The following is a 17,950-nucleotide window of genomic DNA, read 5'->3' on the forward strand; positions in this document are numbered from 1 at the left end:
AACGTGACGGTCAACGCCGGTGACACCGGCGTCCACGGCTCCGGCAGCCGGAACGGCGGCGGCCTGGCCGCCCCGAGGCCGCCGGTCCGCATCGACAGCGACGTCCTCCCCGCGTGGGAGACCGAGGCGCTGCCCGACTGGGTCGTCCACTGGCTGATCCCGCTGCTTTCGGCTGGGCAGAAATGGCCGGGCGCCAGCGAGAGCGGGCTGTCGAAGCTGGCCGAGGCGTACGACAAGCTGGCCGAGGGGTCCGTCAGCTCCGCCCCCGCCGCGGGCTCGGCCACGCGCGTCCTCCTGGACGGGTGGATCTCGCCCGCGACCGCGAACTTCGTCACCAGGGCCACCTTCCTGTACGGCCACGAGGGCGGGCTGGCCGGGGTGTCCGGGAACGCGCGGGCCTATTCGCAGCAGGCCGGCAACTTCGCCGTCGAGACGCAGTACTCCAAGCTCTCCATCAACGTGGCCTTCTGGGTGACGGTCGTCGCCATCGCGATCGCTCTGTTCGTCGCCTTCTTCACCGCCGGCTCCTCCACCGCGATCATCGGGCCGTACGCGGCGGGGGCCCGCGCGGCCATCACGCGGATCCTCGTCAGGCTCATGACCCTGGGCGGCCGGGAACTGGGCGTGACGCAGCTGGCCAGGGTGACCGCGCTCAGCGGCGCCACCGGGCGCGGCCTCATCGCCAGGCTGCTGGCCTCACCGATCGGCCGGGAGCTGATCGAGGAGATCGGCGAGGAGTTCTTCATCGACGCGGCCGCCCAGTACCAGCAGCTCCAGCTGGGCACCGTGCAGGACTGGGACGTGAACAAGTCGGCCGCCTCGATCATCGGCGCGGGCGGCGGCGCGCTCTTCGGCACGGCACTGGCCGGGCCGGTGTCCCAGATCACCAGCCACGTGCCGGGATTCGCGGGCCGCGCCCTGACCACGGGCATGACCAACACGATCGCCTCCCCGGCCGGCAGCTTCATCGCCAACGGCGTGGTCTACGACCAGTGGCAGAACCCGTTCACGGCCGATTCCCTCCTGGGCGGCTTCATGGGCGGCGCCGGGCGCACGGGGACGATCAGCCCGTTCAACCCCGAGGTCTACACCGCGCTGGCCCACCCGGTCACCTCTCTCGCCTCCGCCTACGACCTCGCCGCGCGCGCCGACGCGGGCCACGCGGCGGGCGGCCCGCCCGGGGGCACGGCGGAGGGGAACACGGCGGGCGGCGGCCCCGCGAACGGCGGCCCCCAGCCCGGCACGCCCGGAGCCGTGCGCCAGCCCGACCCCGCGGCGCCCACCACCGTACGGTCCGGCGGGCCGGCGACCGCCCCGGCGGCCCCGAGACCCGACGCTCCGGCGACCCCGAGGGCCGACGGCGGCCGGGACGCCGACGGCCGGCGCACCCCCGCCGCGCCGGACCCGGACGCGACCTCGCAGCGGCGGACCTCCAGGGGCGAAAACCCCGACCAGGCAGACCCGAGCGCGGCGACACCGGACCAAGCGGACCCGGGTGCGACGGCACCCGACCAGGCGGACCCAAGTGCGACGGCACCCGACCAGGCGGACCCAAGTGCGACGGCACCCGACCAGGCGGACCCAAGTGCGGCGACGCCCAGCCAGGCGGACCCGAGCGCGGCGACGCCCGGCCAGGACGACGCCGCGCAGCAGCCCGCCGGCGACGCGGGCCCGCGACCGGACGACGCCTCGGGAAGGGCCGGGCACCCCTCGTCCACGGGCCAGGCGACGGACGGCACCACCGCGCCCGACGCCACCCCGGCCCAACCGGACAACAACCCCGCCCAACCCGACGCCCAGGCAGCGCCCGACACCCAAGCGGTGCCCGACACCCAAGCGGTGCCCGACGCCCAGGCCGCGGCCGGCTCCACGCAGCTCGCCGACGACGGCTCCGGGCAGCCGGTCACCACCCTCGACGGGTCGGTTCCGGCCGGTCAGCCCATGCCCGCCGCCGCCCGAGCCCGTACGGCGCTGATCGGCGCGCTCGCCACGAACTTCCCCGACGCGGTGGTCGGCCCGGCGGGCGACCTCCTCATCTCCACCCCCGGCGGCGTACGCGTGATCTCCGCGGCCACCATGGGCCGCATCCGCTCCGCGCTGGACATGCGGGCCGAGGAGGTCTCGGACCTCTCGGAGCTGCAGGCCGAGGCCGCCGCCATGCTGACCGTCGTCCAGGCGGAGGAGGGCGTCCAGGCCGGGGAGCCGGCCGCCCCCGCGACGGCCCCGGCCCCCGACGCCGCGCCGGCGTACACGAGCAAGCCGGGGACGGTCACGTCGCGGCCGGTCCCCGGCACCAGGTACGTCCCCGACGGCCGCCAGGGCCCCGACCTGACCTTCGACGAGCTGTACGACGCGGTCGCCGAGCTGCTCGCGGGCCACTTCCTCGACCAGGGCGTGACGGGCTTCAGCTGGTCGCAGGACGGCCGGACGCTGGCGGTCCACACGGCGACGGACGGCACCCACTACTTCCGGCCCGTCATCGGCGGCCTGTCCCCGCGTCTGATGGGCGAGACCCAGGTCAGGACCGGCAAGAGCGAGGACGACGCCCATCTGGTCCACTTCAACCCGCGCGTCGCCACCGACCAGCTGCCCAGGGTCTGGCTGCACGAGATCACCGACACCCTGCAGAAGCTGCAGGAGGCCGGCGAGGGCGGGCGGCGGAGCATCCTGCCGCGCAAGAGCGGCGAGACGCAGAACGCGTGCGTGCCCGCCTGGCTCAACGAGCTGGCGTTCCTGGCCGACAAATGGCACCAGGCCCAGACGCTCCCGGAGAAGCGGCTCATCGCCGTCGACATCGACGGTGTGGCCCGCCAGTTGCGCGAACACGGCCAGACCCCGCCCCTGCCGCCGTGGGCGCCCACCCAGGGCAACCGGCCGTCCCTCGCGCCTCCCTTACTCGGCCCCAACCCCTCCGCCAAGGACGTGCAGGCCGTCATCGACGCGCTGGTCCAGGCCGAGCAGGCGCTCAAGATCCAGATCCAGTCGAAGACGGACAGCGCCGAAGCGGCGCGCAGGAAGGCCCGCCAGGCCACGCGGGAGGCGCGCAAGGCGCTGAAGCAGCACGACCAGGGCCGCTTCGAGCGGGCGCGCAAGGCCCGGCAGGAGAACCGCGCGCACCGCGCCACGCAGGCGCGGCACACCAGGATCGCGAAGGCGTACGGCCCCGCCCTGGCGCGGGCGACGCAGACGAGAAAGGCCTACGAGCAGCTGCTGTCGGCGATGCGCCGGACAGGAGCGCCCACCCGGCCCGGCGAGGTCGGCATGGCCTCCATCGCCCGATCGCTGGCGAACGAGGCCGCGCGCCGCCACCGGGGTTATCTGGACGCGCTGTCGGCGGCGCTGCCGCCCCAGGACAGCCTGTCCGCGGCCATGCCGACGGGCCCGCTCGCGCATCACACCGCTCTCACCACCGCCGTCAACAACGTCCTGGAACGCCACGAGATCGGCTACCGGTTCAGCCCGGACGAGCTGGAGCGCGCCCTGCGCGCCGACTTCCACAAGCTCGTCTCCCCCGACGGCGTCGTGCTGCGGGTGGGCCGCGGCAGCAGGGCGGCGGAGGTGCGGGTCAGGCTCTCCCTCGCCGACCTCGTCGAGGTGCTCGACGCGAGTGTCAAGGCGTCGGAGACGATGGTGGGCCTGTTCTTCCAGGCCGGCCGTACGGTCACCGCCACCGAGTCCGGCAGCGGCGGGCTGCCCCTCGGCTTCAACACGGCCGTCCTGGCGCAGCTCCTGCCCGAGGGCGAATGGGGCAGGACGCTGGCCGAGATGCTGGGGGTCGGCGTCGGGGTCGTGGCCGGGCGCAACTGGTCGGCGACGGGCGGCGCGGGGATGTACGCGCAGGGCGGCTCCGTCGCCGACAACAGGAGCGAGTCGCTGCTGTTCGACGCCGCCGCGACGTGGACCGTCGAGATCCGCACGCGGAAGTCGGACGGCTGGCAGGACGCCACCGTCGTGGACTCCGGCGCTCCCGGCGACGCCGCCGGGCAGCGGCTGTGGGTCTCGCACTCCTTCACCGACCAGGCGCCGCGGAAGCTGGCCTGGATCGACGACGCCAAGCGCGACGACAAGCTCCCCAACCACGTCATCACCAGCATGACCGGCCTGGAAGGCGCGCTGGACACGGTCGCCGCGGCGCTGGGCGGGCTGTACGACCAGGTCGGCGCCGTCCCCCACGACCAGCTGCGGACCTTCGTGACCGAGGAGCTGCCCCACCGGCTGCGCGACGCGGTCAACGGCGATCTGGAGCGCGTCTTCACCAGGAACGGCAAGCCGCACGCGAGGGTACGCGCCGAGACCCGGGTCGTGCTGGTGGCGAGCGAGCCGCTCGGCGGGGCGACCGCCGAGGAGTGGGAGGAGGAGGTGCTCGTCGACTTCGCCGCGACGCCGGGCGGGGCGTCGTCCGGCGGGTCGCTGGAAGCGAGCGCCTCGGCCGGGTTGACCCATCCCGCGCTGCAGGAGATCGACGGGTTCGGCAGCTACGAGCCCAGCATCGGGCCGCGGGTCAGGGGCTCCAGGTCGGCGTCACGGTCGTACTCGGCCACCGCCAACCAGCAGGCGATCCACCCGAGCGTGCACCGGAAGACCAGCCCCAAGCAGAGCTACCGGCTCGCGCTGGAGACCACGTTCGTCGTGGAGGAGTTCGGCAAGCCGCCCGTCAGGCTCCGGCCGATGCGCAGCACGGCGGTGGTCAGCATGCGGGAGTCGGCCGCCTACCGCTTCGGCCTGCCCGTCGATCACGATGCGCTGGTCTACCACGACGGCCGGCCGCTGCTCGACGCGGACGGCAACCAGGTGCTGCGGGGCGACCCGCGCCCCGGCCCGCCCCCCGGCCGCAAGCCCGAGCTGCCCTCGTGGCTCGGCGACGGCCCGGGCCAGATGCGGGGCGCCGGCCCCGGCCTCGTCCAGGAGATCGACGGGCTGGCCGAGGTCAGGCAGAAGGTGATGGACGAGCTCGCCGAGCGCGGCATCATCCCGAAGGCCGAGGGCGACGTCCGGCAGTACGCGTCCAACACGCTCGCCCGCGCCGCCCAGATCCTCAACCTTCAGGAGGTCACCGAGCAGCTGTCCGAGCACCGGATCAGGTCCGGCTACGACACCCTGGCCCAGGAGGGCATCACCGTCGACCTGGTGACGCACGGCCTGAACGGCGCCCCCGAGCACCACATGCTGCACATCTCGCTGAAGCAGGACTTCAACGACTACCGCTACATCGGCTACACGGACTCGGAGACGGTGGTCAACCTCGACATCGGCTCCGATACCTCGGCCCGGGCCGTCAGCCAGTCCCGGACGTACGGCGGCGGCGCCTCCGTCGCCGAGAGCGACGGCCCCGACCAGGGGCACGACGGGCTGTCGCACGAGGTGGGCGTCAGCGCCGGCGGCAGCCGCACCCGTACGGCGGGCTCGAGCGTCGGCAGCACGGTCAACGTGGTGAGCCTGCACGAGAGCACCGGCCCGGTCGCGATCTTCTCCGTGAGCCACGACCTGAAGGTCGATCTCGTGCACAACGGGGAGACGACCCCCCTGGCGTCCGGCAGGGGCTCGGCCAGGCTGCTGTTCGCGGCGGACCTCCTCCCCGCCAAGGACGGCTCGCCGCCCGCGTCCATCGGCAAGGTGTCGAAGAAGGTGCTGTCCAGGGCGAAGCTCGTCCACTGGGACGCGCACGGCAGCGTGCAGGGCGCCGCCCAGAAGGTGCAGCCGGGGAGCATGCGCCGGGACTCGGTGGCGTACCAGATGTTCATGGCGGTCCTGGGCGTGCGCAACCTCGTCTCGCACCCCAGGATGCTGATGCGGCTGCTCACCACCGGCCTGGCCATCCGCCCCCAGGGGACGCCCACCCGGTCGTCCATGACGGTGACGGGTGAGGTCGGCGAGATGGAGGTCCTGGGCGTCGTCGACCACGTGAAGGGAGAGATCCTCTTCGGGCTCGGCAGCGCCGGCGTGTCCTGGGGCGGGTCGTCCGGTCACTCCGTCGGCGCCTCGACGACCGTCTCCGACCTCGACGGCGGCGGCACGTCGAGCGACAGCGGCACGCTCTCGCTGCCCTCCCGGTCGGGAGGCACCTCCGTCTCCACCTCGGTCCTCGACATCTGGGGCGACGAGGGGCTCTCGATCGACTTCGGCCGCCAGATCCTCCTCCGGGCCACCGCGGACCTCACGGTGACCGGCTCGGAGAGCATGGCGCACGCGGTGCCGCTGGCCGGCCGGGTCCCGACCGGCGAGAACGACACGGCCACGGCGCAGGGCACCGGGCTGTTCATGCTCTCCGAGGACGACGCCCTGGTGATGTACTCCGAGGGCGAGCTCCCGCTGCCCGGCCCCCTGGTGGGCGACGCCGTCGAGCGCTTCCTCAACGGCAGCATGAAGCTCGACCAGAGCCTCGCCGTACCCCTGGTCCAGCGGTACATCATGGACGTCGCCAAGGCGCGGGCCGCCGGCGAGGACGTGGGGTACGCCGCGCGGCACACCCCGCAGGCCCTGCTGGAGAAGATCCAGGAGCTGACCGGCCTCGGCCCGGCGGCCACCACGGCCCAGCAGGGGAACGGGCAGCAGCAGCTCGACCAGGCGCTGAGCGAGGCGACGGACCTGCTCGACCGCTCCAGGGACGTCGTGCTGGCGCCGTCGTACGACGGGACGGTGGGCCTGGGCACGGTGGAGTCGCTCGATCTGACCGACGAGCAGGGCAATCCCGTCGACATGATGGACGCGGTGCTGAACGCCGTGCGCGCCGCCCACCCCGAGGCCGTGGACGGGAGCCCGACCCTCCTCGACGAGCTGAGCGTCGACTTCTCCAGCGACGCCGCGCTGATCCACGTCAACGACATGTGGTCGGTACAGGGCTACGAGAAGAGCTACCACGTCCAGGTCGGCGCGCAGGCCTCGCAGGCCGAGGAGGTGACGGTCACCGCCCGGCTGGTGTACGACGACCCGGGGGACTCCCGCCGGGGCCGATTCCTCACGCACACCTCGCAGGCCGGCGCCATCAGGCAGCGCTACCGCTACACCGACCTGTCGCACTCCGAGTCGTACAACGGCTCCTACTCGGCGGGCGTGAACCAGGGCAGCGTGGACAACGGCGACGGCCACGGCGTCGGCGTGGGGACGGACCGGGGCCGCTCGTACTCGGGTTCCACCAACCGGCAGGGAACGCGGCTGCAGCGGATGGCCGTGTTCAACGGCATGAACCGGGTCGAGCAGTCGATGACGCTGGTCATCGAGGTCACCCGCAGGCCGGTGCGCAAGGGCAGGGTCCGCTCCGCGGCCCGTCGCGCCGCGGACGCGCTCCGGCGCATTCTCCGCATCGCGCCCCCGGTCAAATACCGCGCCACACTCGTACGGCGCATCCCGACCGGCATGATCCGGCCCGTCGCCGAGGACCCGGGGCCGGTCATCCCCGTGCTCGACCCCCGGCTGGTCGAGCTGCGTCCCGGCTACTTCCCCGACAGGCTGCGCGAGCACGCCGGCAAGCCGCTCCTCTTCGACATCATCACCTCGCGGTTCGCGAAGATGCTGGGTGCCGCCACGGTCGCGGAACGCCGCTCCGAGCTGGTCAAGCGGCTGTCGCACGACGCCCTGCTGACCGGGTTCGAGCGGATGGCGGGGCCCGCCGGCCTCGTCGTCCCGCTGGCCAGGCAGAAGTTCAAGGACCAGGGCGCGCAGGTCACGATCCGGGCCCGCCTGTCGGACTTCACCATCGTCGCCGGGCCCTTCGACGCGGAGAAGGGCGAGGTCGACAGGGCGGCCGACGCCCAGAACGCGACGGTGTCCCGCGGCCGCGCGCTGCCCGTCGGCACGAGCGGCAGCATGAGCGACGGCGACTCCGGCCTCGACGGCGGGGTGCGGGCCGGCGAGCAGGCGTCCGAGAGCGTTTCCGACCATCACGGGGCGCGCCGCGAGCGCAGCAAGTTCGAGCAGGGCAAGGCCTACGTCGTCCGGCTCAGGGTGGACTACGACCTCACGTTCGAGCACGTGGCGCGGCTGCGGGACGGCAACGTGCACCCGGTGGGCGACCCCGTCCACATGACGGGGGCAACCAGCGGCGAGATCGACGTGACGCTCTTCGAGGAGGAGATCGCGGAGCTGCGCTCCCGGGTGGAGTCGAACGTGCGGCTCGCGCCCGCGGTCGATCCCGGCTGGGCGACGTTCTTGTTCGCTCCGGCCGAGGGCCGCTCCGGGTTGATCCAGATCCTTCAGGACGCGCGGCTGGCCGCCCGCGAGAGCGGCATGGTGGCCCGGGTCGCGGTCCGGGAGGCGGACGGGATCCGCTGGTACCTGGCCGCCCCCGACGGCTCGGTCACCAGTGAGATGCCCGACGGCGGGTTCGCCGAGGCGTTCGCCACCCTTCCGCCCAGGCTCCTGGACGCCGCCGACCAGGCGGGCGTCGACCTGCGCGACGTCTTCATGAACTCCCACGAGCCCGGCACGTTCGCCCATCAGGTCAGGGCCGAGCTGATGGCGCGGGGCGTCGTGCCCGCCGACGTCGACAAGTCGGTGTGGCCCGCCGAGCGGCAAGCGGTGAGCCCGACGGCGGGCGGGAGCGTCGCCCAGGGGGTGACGCCCGCCGGCATGCCCTCTCCCGCGATCGAGGGCACGCCCTTCAGCCGGTCGGGCCGCCCCGACGGGGTCCCCGACCTGACCGTGGACGAGCTGCGCCGCCAGAACGTCACCCTCGGCGACCTGGGCGGCGCCGCCGCGCGGGTCACCTGGCACGGCGACATGGTGACCGTCCAGGTCCCCTCCGCTCCCGACCAGCACGTCCGCGTGCTGATCGGAGAGCCGGGCGCCGGCAACGACGCCTCCACCGAACTGCGCGCGGGCACGCCGGACGACCCGCACGTCATGCGCTTCTGGCCGCGCGTGCACCCGGACGTCGCGTCGTCGGTCCTGGTGCACGAGCTCTCGCACGTCCTGCAGCAGACGCTCGCCGCCTCGTCGGGCGCCCCGCAGGGCGTGATCAGGACCTCCCTGTCGGAACACCAGGCCGAGGGCACCGACTACTGCCTGCTCCCCCGCCTGAACGAGCACGCCCACCTGTCGCGCAAGTGGCACGCGACCTCCGACCCGGCCACGCGCTCGCTCCTGGCCGAGGCGATCGACGCCATCGCGGCCGACCTCGAACGCCGCGGCCACGCCCCGCCCGCGCCACCGTGGGGTACGGGCCCGCGGGCGCCGGCCGCCCCTCAGCCGATGAGCCGGCTCGCGCGGCTGCTCAACGGGGGAGGCCCCGTGGGGCTGGACACCTCGCCGGCCGGGCTCGGCAGGCTGGCGCAGATCGCCGGCGTCGCCGACCTGGCTCCGGCGGGACCCCTGGGCGAGTTCACGGTGTCCACGAGGAGCGGGACCTTCACCGTGGCGCTGGCCGACGCCGCGCCGGGCGCCACGGAGGTGACCGTCGACTCGCGCGCGCCGGGGCGGCTGGCGCTCCGGGTGCCCGCCGACGGCGGCGGGCGAGGGGTCGTCGAGGTGGCCGAGCAGATCGCCGCCCACGCGGCCGCGCTGGACGGCCGCCCGGCGGGGCAGGCGCTCAAGCCCGGACCGGTGGCGCCGGGCCTGACCTTCGGCACGGCGCCGGGGCAGGTGCTCGGGGTGGCCGACGCCGCGGCGCTCGCGCGGCTGCGCGGGCTGGCCCGCGCGGTCGCCGACGGCGGGTGGAGCGGCGCGGCCGACGCGCTGCGTGCCGAGGTGGCGCGGGCCGGCCTGGCGCCCGGCCAGGACGGGGCGGCGCCCCGGTTGCTGGCGCTGGCGCGGGCGGGCGAGCTCTCCCCCGCCGACGTCACGGCGATCCGCGGCCACGCGACGCTGCCGGAGACGGCCGCGGCCAGAGCCGTCGAGCGCGGAGCGGCGCTCATGGGCGCCCGGGTCCACGACTACGGCTCGGGCCTGCTGGACATCGTGCTCCCCGACCACTCGCCCATCCCCGTCGAGGTCCGGTCGGGCCCGGCAGGGGGCCCGGGGTCGGGCCTGCTGACCGTCCAGGTGGACGGCCGCCTGACGATCGGCGCGAACGAGCGGGCCGCCGCCGCGACGGCCGCCGGAGCGGTCGCCCGTACGCTGGGCGCGACGGCCGCCGGCGACCACGCGGCCCTGGCCGGGCTGTACGAGGCCGTGCGCCAGGCGCGCGCGGCCACCGCCCGCCAGCGGCCGGCCCGGCTCGGCGTGCTCCACGACCTGCTCGCCACCACCCGCCCCCAGGTGTGGCAGCTCGTCCCGCAGCCGCTGGCCACGGAGCTCACCATGCTGGCGGACGGGGCGCGTCCCCGGGACTGGCCCGCGTACCTGGACCGCCTGCGCGCGCTCGCCAACGCGACCGGCTGGTACCCGCCGGAAGAGCAGAAGTGCCGCTGCCCCGCCGGCGGGCCGTGCGGCTGCGGCCTGCGCGCCGGGCAGGCACCGGACGTGACGCGCACGATGGCGGTGTGAGCGGGCAGTGTGGGCATGGCGGTGTGAGCGGGCGGTGTGGGCATGGCGGCGCGAGCACGGCGGCGCGAGCATGACGGTGTGAGTGGGATCGCGCGTTCCGGCATGATGGGACTTCCGAGGAGAGGACGGCTATGGCATTCGCGGTGGCGCGGACGAGGGACGAGGCGCATCTCTACCTCGACCTGCACCCGTGCGCCTGCGGGTCGGTGGACACGACCTGGCACAGCGGGCTGGTGAGCGTCGAGGAAGGGCTGGTCAACCGCTACTCCGGCGTGTGCGGGGAGTGCGGGACGGCCCGGGAATACCTGTTCGGCCTGCCGGAGCGTCCCGTGCTGCCCACCGGCTATCCGACATTCGGCGGGGCGGAGCCGTCCGAGCTGCTCGACGCGGGCGAATGGTTGTGGGTGGCCGACCTGAGCGCGGGCAACGTGCCGGTGGACGACCGGGCCGAGGCCCGGCGCACGCTGCGGGTCGCGACCGCGGCCGTCGAGGAGGTCGTCAAGTTCGTGCCGCCGGGCGCGGACGCGGTGCCCGACGACGGGTTCTGGTCCGAGCGCGGGCAGCAGCTGCGGGCGGCCGACCCCGGCAGGTTCCAGCTCGACCGGCTGCTCATCGTCAGGGACACCTACCAGGACCTGGCGGGCCGGCATGCCTGAGCGCGCTCTCGCCCGTTCCCTCGTGGAGGCGTACGTCTACTTCGACCTGACGGCCGGCGGCGTGGAGCGGGGCGCGTCGCGCCGGGCGGTGGCCGAGCAGGACGCGGACGGCTGGGTGGTGCGGCTCGGCGGCACGGAGGTCCTGGTCCCCCGGGAGGCCGAGGTCGTGGCGAGGCAGGAGGGGCTGATCTTCGGCTCCGGCCTCTCCGAGCTGATCGACCCCGGCCAGTGGGTGCTCGTCGCCGCCACCTACGCGAGCCGGGCGCTGGAGGGCGCGCTGTTCTTCGCCGCCGGCCCCTCGGACCCCGAGGCGTTCGGCAAGGTCGAGACCGACTGGCGCTTCGCCGCCGACGCCGTGGCCGAGGCGCTGAAGTTCTTCCCCCGCGGCGCCGCCGAGCTGCCCCCTGACGCCTTCTGGAGCGAGATGGGCAGGGCGTTGCGGGAGTCGGAGCCCCATCGAGTCACCAGGCAGAAGCTGGAGAGCGATCTCGCCTTCTACCGCCAGAGTCTGAACGACTTCCACCGTCTCCACGACAGCTGAGGGCCGGTTCGGTCAAACGATTGATCTCCGGGTCGCATCTGTAATATTTTATCGATCATGGTGCGACGCAGCCGAATCAGAAGTGTGTTGGTCATCCTGGTCGCGGCCTTACCGGCGACCGCCGTGGCGCAGGCCCCGGCGGCGGCGGACGCCCCGCTCACCGTGTACGTGTCACCGGACGGCAGGGACGGGGCCCGCGGCACCAAGCAGGACCCGTTCGCGACCGTCGAGCAGGCCCGCGACGCGCTGGCGGGCCGGACGAGCGCCCGCTCCCCCGGGGTCGTCCGCATCAGGGGCGGCGTCTACCGGACGTCCAGGACCGTCCAGCTCAGCGGGGAGCGCAACTCCTACGTCACCTATGCCGCCTATCCGGGCGAGCGGGTCGAGTTCGCCGGGGTGACCACGCTCTCGCCGGAGAAGTTCCGCAAGTTGAGCGACCTCCCGGCGGGCGAGGCCAAGTGGTCGTCGAGGTCGCGGGTCCGGGACTCGGTGTCCGGCAACGTCTACGTCTACGACCTGGCCGCCGAGGGCATCCCGGCCGGGCGGCTCAACAAGAACGGGTTCAACTGGAAGCCGCAGCCGTACGCGCCGGAGTTGATCACCGACGACGTCGCGCAGACCCTGGCGCAGTACCCGAACGGCGGCGAGAAGCTGGACCGCGCCGACCTCACCGTCAAGGAGGCGCCGAAGGGCGCCCGCGACTACTTCTCGGACAAGACCGCGGACGGCACCACCATGCCCTACGAGGACATGCTGAAGCTGCCCGGCCCCGCCTACACCGCCCTCGACCCCGCGCTCAAGGAGCGCTCCGCCACGTGGGCCCCGCCCGGCGGGACCGCCGACAACACGGCGTACGAGACCGACGGCTGGCTGTCCGGATATTTCGGCAACAACTATGCCAACGACCGCGTACGCATCGACTCCGTCAACGGCGACGAGCTCAGGACCCGCTACCCCACGATGTACGCCGCCACGGACAAGTGGACGTCCTTCGTGGCCCAGAACGTGCTGAGCGAACTGGACGCCGAGGGCGAGTACTACATCGACCGCTGGAACGGCGGCGACACCCTCTACTACTACCCGCCCGGCGGCACGGTCGAGGGCAAGCGGATCAGCCTGACCTCCTTCGACGCCCCGTTCTTCACGCTGGAGAACGTCAAGGGCGTGACACTCAAGGGCCTGCGGCTCAACGGCACGACCGGCACCGGCGTACACCTGCTCGACGCGGAGTCGTGCACCATCGACGGCCTGGAGATCCTCAACGTCAGCATGGACGCGGTCGCGATCGGCGAGGCCAACGACGCCATCACGGCCATCGCCGAGTACCGCACCAGCCGGGGCGGCCACCGCAACCGGGTGGTCAACAGCACGCTGCACGACCTGGGCGGCGGCGGGGTGTTCACGGCCGGCGGCGACCGCGACTCGCTGGAGCGCGGCGACCACGTCGTGGAGCACAACGAGATCTACGACTTCTCCAAGCTCGCCACCTACACCCCGGCCGGCTACCTGTACGGCGTCGGCAACACCTTCAGGTACAACAACGTCCACGACGCGCCACACATGGCCATCCAGATCATGGGCAACGACATGGAGGTGAGTCACAACAGGTTCGAGAACCTCGTGACGCACGCCTCGGACCAGGGGGTGATCTACGCGGGCCGCGACTACACGTACCTGAACAACGTGATCGCCTACAACCTCTTCAGGAACGTCGGACCGAAGGGCAACCAGGCCGTCTACATGGACGACGGGATGTCGGGGATGGTGATCCACCACAACTTCTTCGACGGCGCCCAGCACGGCCTGTTCTACCAGTCGGGGCACAGCAACGTCGCGTCCGACAACGTCTTCAAGGACGTGACGTACGTGGGGCACGACAAGCTCTACCACGAGAGCGGCGGGCGGCTGCCGGTGCCCAACTCCAAGGTCGTGGTCGAGCGCTTCAACGACATGCTGAAGGCCGGCGACGGCACCGGCTTCACCAACACGCGCGAGAACGTCGAGAAGTGGTACCGGCACTACGGCCGCCAGTACCCGAACATCCGGTCCTGGTACGTCCCGGCGGACTCGAGCGGGCGGATCTGCACCGCCGTCGGCACCACGGAGTGCACGGAGGCGTACGTCTGGCACGACCCGGACTCCGTGTACGTGCCCTCCCACAACGTGCTGACCCGGTCGGTGAGCATCGCGTCGGGCGGCTTCGCCTACACCGACGACGCCGGCGGCCTGAGCAACAAGACGTTCAACCCCGACTTCGACTCCTACAACGTCAGGCAGGACACCGCCGCCGGCTTCGCCTTCGACCCGGCGACGGGGAAGTTCGACGCGGCCGCCACGCCGCTGAACTCGACCGAGGGCTTCGGCCGCGGGTGGGTGCGGGAGTGGAACGCGCGCTTCTCCCTGGAGGGCATCGGGCCTCACTGACTTCACGACTGACAGAAAAGCGGCGCCGTGTAAAGATCGAGACTCGGCGAACCCTTCTTTTGGAATTGAGCAAGATCTGCTTCTGCCGTTCCGGGTGGTTTCGGGTCATCGTGAGGACGTGCATCCGACCCCCCGGCAACAGGAGCAGGTCCTCATGGTCAGACGATCCCGCGCGCTACTCGCCGCTTTCGCCCTCTCTGTGATCACCGTACTCGGGTTCGCCCTGCCCGCCCACGCGGTGACCTTGGAGCAGAAGCTCGCCGCGCTTTCCGGTTTCTCGCAGCCCACGGCCGCCAGCGCCTCCTCCTGGCGGGCGGCCTGGGAGAACCAGGCGGCGTGGGCCGACTACGCCTTCGACTGGTCGACCGACCTGTGCTCGAGCAGCCCCGACCAGCCGCTCGGCTTCGATTTCCGGATGCCGTGCAGGAGGCACGATTTCGGTTACCGCAACTACAAGGACGTGAGCCAGTTCCCGGCGAACAAGTCGCGCATCGATGACTCGTTCTACTACGACATGAAGCAGGTGTGCGCCAGGTACTCGGGCGTCTCCAAGTCCACCTGCAACGGCCTGGCCTGGACGTACTACCAGGCGGTCAAGGAGTTCGGGAACCTCAACGTCACCCAGGAGCAGATCCAGGCGGTGCAGCAGGAGGCGCAGCTCAGCGCCCAGAACGCGGAGACCGCCGGGACCGCGGAGACCGTCGGATCCTGACAGCGAAAAAGGCGGGGATGCCTTGGCGTCCCCGCCTTTTTCGCATCTCCTTGTAACGCTCCACCCCTTTCCGTCGTCCTCGAAATGCCCCAAAATGCCACCTCCTTCATCCGGACGGTGAACGGCGGCCACGTGCTGAGGCAGAAGTGGTATGCGGAGGACGCCTTCGCGTGCCGCGAGCAGATATCCCCCGACCTGGACATTCCCCCGGGCTGCTTCGAGGAGTATCTACGCGAGGAGATGGGCCTTCAGGGGACGCAACGCAAGATGGCAGTCGTCGCCACCGGCGAGCTCGTCGAAGGCCACGAACGCCTGCCGGCCTACACCGCGCCCTGGTTCTCAGGCGGCGCGTCCGATCCGCTGCCGCCGCGTGACGACCCCCAGCGGCGCACCTTCAACCTCGGCATGGTGGCGCTCGGCTGAGCCGCCACCTTCGTCATCTACCCGTCCAACCCGCCTGCCTTCGACCTGAACCTGCTGCTCGACGAGGCCGCGACGGCATGGCAGGAGAAGCGCGGCGCGTGGCGCATTTCGGCCCGGATCTGCTGCTGGGTTACGAGCACCGCCCCTGCATCAAGCTCGGCACCCAGCACCTGGACGACCCCGCGGACGCCTACCAGCGCGTGTGCGTGGACTTGCGCACCCTGACCGAGGTCGGCCTGTACGGCTACCACGAGGTCCCGCCGCCGGACCCGCTGTGGATCTGGGCCAAGGACCTGGACCAGGCCCGCAAGGACCTGCCCATCAAGCACTGACACGGCGGAGCGCTTCGTCCTTGAGGAGGGAGCCGACCCAGGCGTCGACTCTCTCACCGTGGTGGAACAGGCGTTTGCGGAGCGTTCCCTCCTCGAGGAAGCCGGCCTTCTCGACGACCCGCCGGGACGCGTGGTTCCCGACCTCGCATCGCCATTCGATGATCTCCAGATCGAGGGTCTCGAAGGCCCAGGCGCAGACGGCACGCACCGTTGTGGTGGCGACGCCTCGCCGGCGCGCTTCGGGTCGACCCAGAAACCGATTTCGGCCATGCCTTGACGGCCGACGCCGAGCCCAGCCCGGCCCAGGCGGGCGCCGGTGGCGGCGTCTTCCGCGAGGAACTCCAGGCGATGGGCGCTTTCCCAGCCGGCGATGGCCAACTCCTCCACGAAGAATCTCGCGTTCTCGAGCCGGTAGGACGAAGGCAGCTCGACGAACTGCCGCAACGCCGGGTCCAGCGAGACCTCGTAGACCCATGGGATGTCGAACAAGGCGTTCAAGCGGTCCTGCCGGCCCTGAGGCCGTCGAGCATCACGGTGGTGAGCGGGTCGTCGGGCCGGGCTCCCGGGCGGCAGACCATCACGTTGAGCAGCCCCACGACCTGGTCGGGCGTGATGTCGCCGCGCATCGTGCCCTCTTCCTGCGCCTGCTTGGCGATCTCCGCCAGCAGCACGTTGACCTCCCGTATGAGCTCCTGGGTCGAGGGCGGCACCGGAGGCGTCCCGGCGAGTGATGTGATCAGGGCGAACGGCTGGCCGGCGCAGTGACGTACGACGCGCAGGAGCACCTCCCAGCGGGAGATGTCCTCGGCCGACTGAGCCAGAGCGTGATCGCGCAGACCTTGCAGAGCGGCGTTCGCGATGTCCGTCACCAGGGCGAGCCGGTCGGGGAAGTGGCGATACAGCGTGCCCACGCCGAGGCCCGCCGCGCGGGCGATGTCCTCCATGGACACGCCGGACCCGTGCTCGGCGAACAGGTCGAGCGCGGTCGTCGTGATGCGTTCACGGTTGCGCCGCGCATCGGCTCGTACCATTCCCACCCCTAACCGGAATTCCGGATTCAGGTTACTGTAGCGTTTCTAGACGGAAGCGGAATATCCGATTCAGGTTAGGAGCAACCATGAAGATCGGCGTCTACCTCCACAGCGGTGGTGCGGATGTGAACTCCTTGGTCGGCCAGGTGCGTGACGCCAGGGCCGCGGGTTTCGAGAGCGCCTTCTTCAGCCAGCTGACCTCGTGGGACTCGATCACCGTGGCCGCGCTGGCCGGGCGGGAGGTGCCGGGCATCGAAGTCGGCACCGCCGTGGTGCAGACGTACCCGAGGCACCCGCTGGCGCTGGCCGGACAGGCGCTCACCGCGCAGTCCGTCAGCGGGAACACCTTCACGCTCGGCCTCGGCCCGAGCCACCGGGAGATCGTCGAGGGCGTCTTCGGCCTGTCCTACGACCGCCCGGCCCGGCACGTGCGCGAGTACCTCAGCGCACTGATGCCGCTGCTGCGCGGCGAGACGGTCGAGTACCGCGGCGAGACGCTCTCGGTCGCCGGCCAGGTGAATGCGCCCGGCGCCACCACGCCACCGGTGCTGCTGTCCGCGCTCGGCCCGGTGATGTTGCGCATGGCGGGAGAGCTGGCCGACGGCACGGTCACCGTGTGGACGGGCGCCCGGGCGATCGGCGAGCACATCGTGCCCCGCATCACTGAGGCCGCGCGGGCGGCGGGCCGTCCCTCACCGCGTGTCGTCGCCAGCGCCATGGTGGCGGTGACAAACGATCACGAACGTGTCCGGAACCAGATCGGCGAACGTTTCGGGTTCGCCGGGAGCTTCGCCAGCTACGGCTCCATGCTGGAGCGCCAGGGCCTTTCGGGCGTGCACGAGACGGTCATCGCCGGGGACGAGGGCACCGTCGAGAAGGCGATCTCCCGGTACGCGGACGCCGGCGCGACGGAGTTCCTGGTGAGCCCGGTCGGGGACGAGCAGGAGCAGGCCCGTACCCTCGACTTCTTCCGCCGCTGAGACCAGGCGGCGCGGATCACCCGCCGCCTCCGCACCCCCCTCCTCCGCACCCCCCGCTTCCGCATCCAGAGCCGCCGTCGCCGAAGAGAGGCGTGTGGTTACCGCCGCACGCGTTGCGGAGGCCCAGGTCGGCCGGGTAGAGGTGGCCGTCGGGGATCGCCCTGGTGCTGATCTCGGCCGACAGCGCGGGGTCCCCGAGGTGGCTCAGCCCGTAGAGCGCCAGCGGCATGGCCACCGCGTCGGTGACGACCCCGTACGGGTGCTCCCGCCGCGCCTTCTCCACGTGATGGCGCCCCGCCCGGCCGAGCGTGACCCGCCGGCTCCTGGCGTACAGGGGTCCGACCTTCTTGGCCACCAGCCAGCTCGCACCGAACCCCAGCAGGCCGGCCACCGACAGCTCCGGCGAGTGCAGCACGATCATGGCGATCACAG

At 72.2% G+C, this 17,950-nt stretch carries 11 protein-coding genes; 8 read left to right on the forward strand and 3 right to left on the reverse strand.

Annotated elements, in window-relative coordinates:
• Nucleotides 1-3: 3 nt before the first annotated feature.
• The 7 genes from H4W80_RS25620 to H4W80_RS25650 all read left to right on the forward strand — a co-directional run bounded on the left by H4W80_RS25620 (nucleotide 4) and on the right by H4W80_RS25650 (nucleotide 15,507).
• Complete coding sequence (locus H4W80_RS25620; protein WP_192787427.1) at nucleotides 4-10,419, forward strand: WXG100-like domain-containing protein; 10,416 nt, start codon at nucleotides 4-6, stop codon at nucleotides 10,417-10,419.
• Nucleotides 10,420-10,550: 131 nt separating this feature from the next.
• Nucleotides 10,551-11,075, forward strand: coding sequence for a hypothetical protein (locus tag H4W80_RS25625; protein WP_192787428.1), 525 nt, complete (start codon nucleotides 10,551-10,553; stop codon nucleotides 11,073-11,075).
• The gene (locus tag H4W80_RS25630) at nucleotides 11,068-11,616 is read left to right on the forward strand and encodes a hypothetical protein (RefSeq protein WP_192787429.1); all 549 of its coding nucleotides are present in this window, start codon (nucleotides 11,068-11,070) and stop codon (nucleotides 11,614-11,616) included. The genes H4W80_RS25625 and H4W80_RS25630 overlap by 8 nt, the downstream gene beginning before the upstream one ends.
• Nucleotides 11,617-11,700: 84 nt before the next feature.
• Nucleotides 11,701-14,040 (forward strand): right-handed parallel beta-helix repeat-containing protein, encoded by a 2,340-nt coding sequence (locus H4W80_RS25635; protein ID WP_192787430.1) that lies wholly within the window; start codon nucleotides 11,701-11,703, stop codon nucleotides 14,038-14,040.
• A gap of 154 nt (nucleotides 14,041-14,194) precedes the next feature.
• On the forward strand, nucleotides 14,195-14,752 hold the full coding sequence (locus tag H4W80_RS25640) for a phospholipase (protein ID WP_192787431.1): 558 nt from the start codon (nucleotides 14,195-14,197) through the stop codon (nucleotides 14,750-14,752).
• An 84-nt stretch (nucleotides 14,753-14,836) separates the two neighbouring features.
• Nucleotides 14,837-15,175: a hypothetical protein gene (locus H4W80_RS25645; protein ID WP_192787432.1), complete on the forward strand. Its 339-nt coding sequence runs from the start codon at nucleotides 14,837-14,839 to the stop codon at nucleotides 15,173-15,175.
• Nucleotides 15,176-15,273: 98 nt separating this feature from the next.
• Entirely contained in the window at nucleotides 15,274-15,507 is a 234-nt protein-coding gene (locus H4W80_RS25650) for a hypothetical protein (protein ID WP_192787433.1), read from the forward strand.
• On the opposite strand, the gene H4W80_RS64640 is transcribed toward H4W80_RS25650, so the two are convergent.
• Both H4W80_RS64640 and H4W80_RS25660 read right to left on the reverse strand, forming a co-directional pair.
• Entirely contained in the window at nucleotides 15,497-15,982 is a 486-nt protein-coding gene (locus H4W80_RS64640) for a GNAT family N-acetyltransferase (protein WP_192787434.1), read from the reverse strand. The genes H4W80_RS25650 and H4W80_RS64640 overlap by 11 nt on opposite strands.
• Before the next feature lie 19 nt (nucleotides 15,983-16,001).
• On the reverse strand, nucleotides 16,002-16,538 hold the full coding sequence (locus H4W80_RS25660) for a TetR/AcrR family transcriptional regulator (RefSeq protein ID WP_192787435.1): 537 nt from the start codon (nucleotides 16,536-16,538) through the stop codon (nucleotides 16,002-16,004).
• Between the two features lie 86 nt (nucleotides 16,539-16,624).
• On the opposite strand from H4W80_RS25660, the gene H4W80_RS25665 reads away from it, so the two are divergent.
• Nucleotides 16,625-17,518 (forward strand): LLM class F420-dependent oxidoreductase, encoded by an 894-nt coding sequence (locus tag H4W80_RS25665; RefSeq protein ID WP_192787436.1) that lies wholly within the window; start codon nucleotides 16,625-16,627, stop codon nucleotides 17,516-17,518.
• 16 nt (nucleotides 17,519-17,534) lie between these two features.
• Here the strand turns inward: H4W80_RS25665 and H4W80_RS25670 are convergent, their stop codons facing one another.
• Nucleotides 17,535-17,939: a hypothetical protein gene (locus H4W80_RS25670; RefSeq protein WP_192787437.1), complete on the reverse strand. Its 405-nt coding sequence runs from the start codon at nucleotides 17,937-17,939 to the stop codon at nucleotides 17,535-17,537.
• Nucleotides 17,940-17,950: the final 11 nt, after the last annotated feature.

Source organism: Nonomuraea angiospora, assembly GCF_014873145.1.
Classification (GTDB): domain Bacteria; phylum Actinomycetota; class Actinomycetes; order Streptosporangiales; family Streptosporangiaceae; genus Nonomuraea; species Nonomuraea angiospora.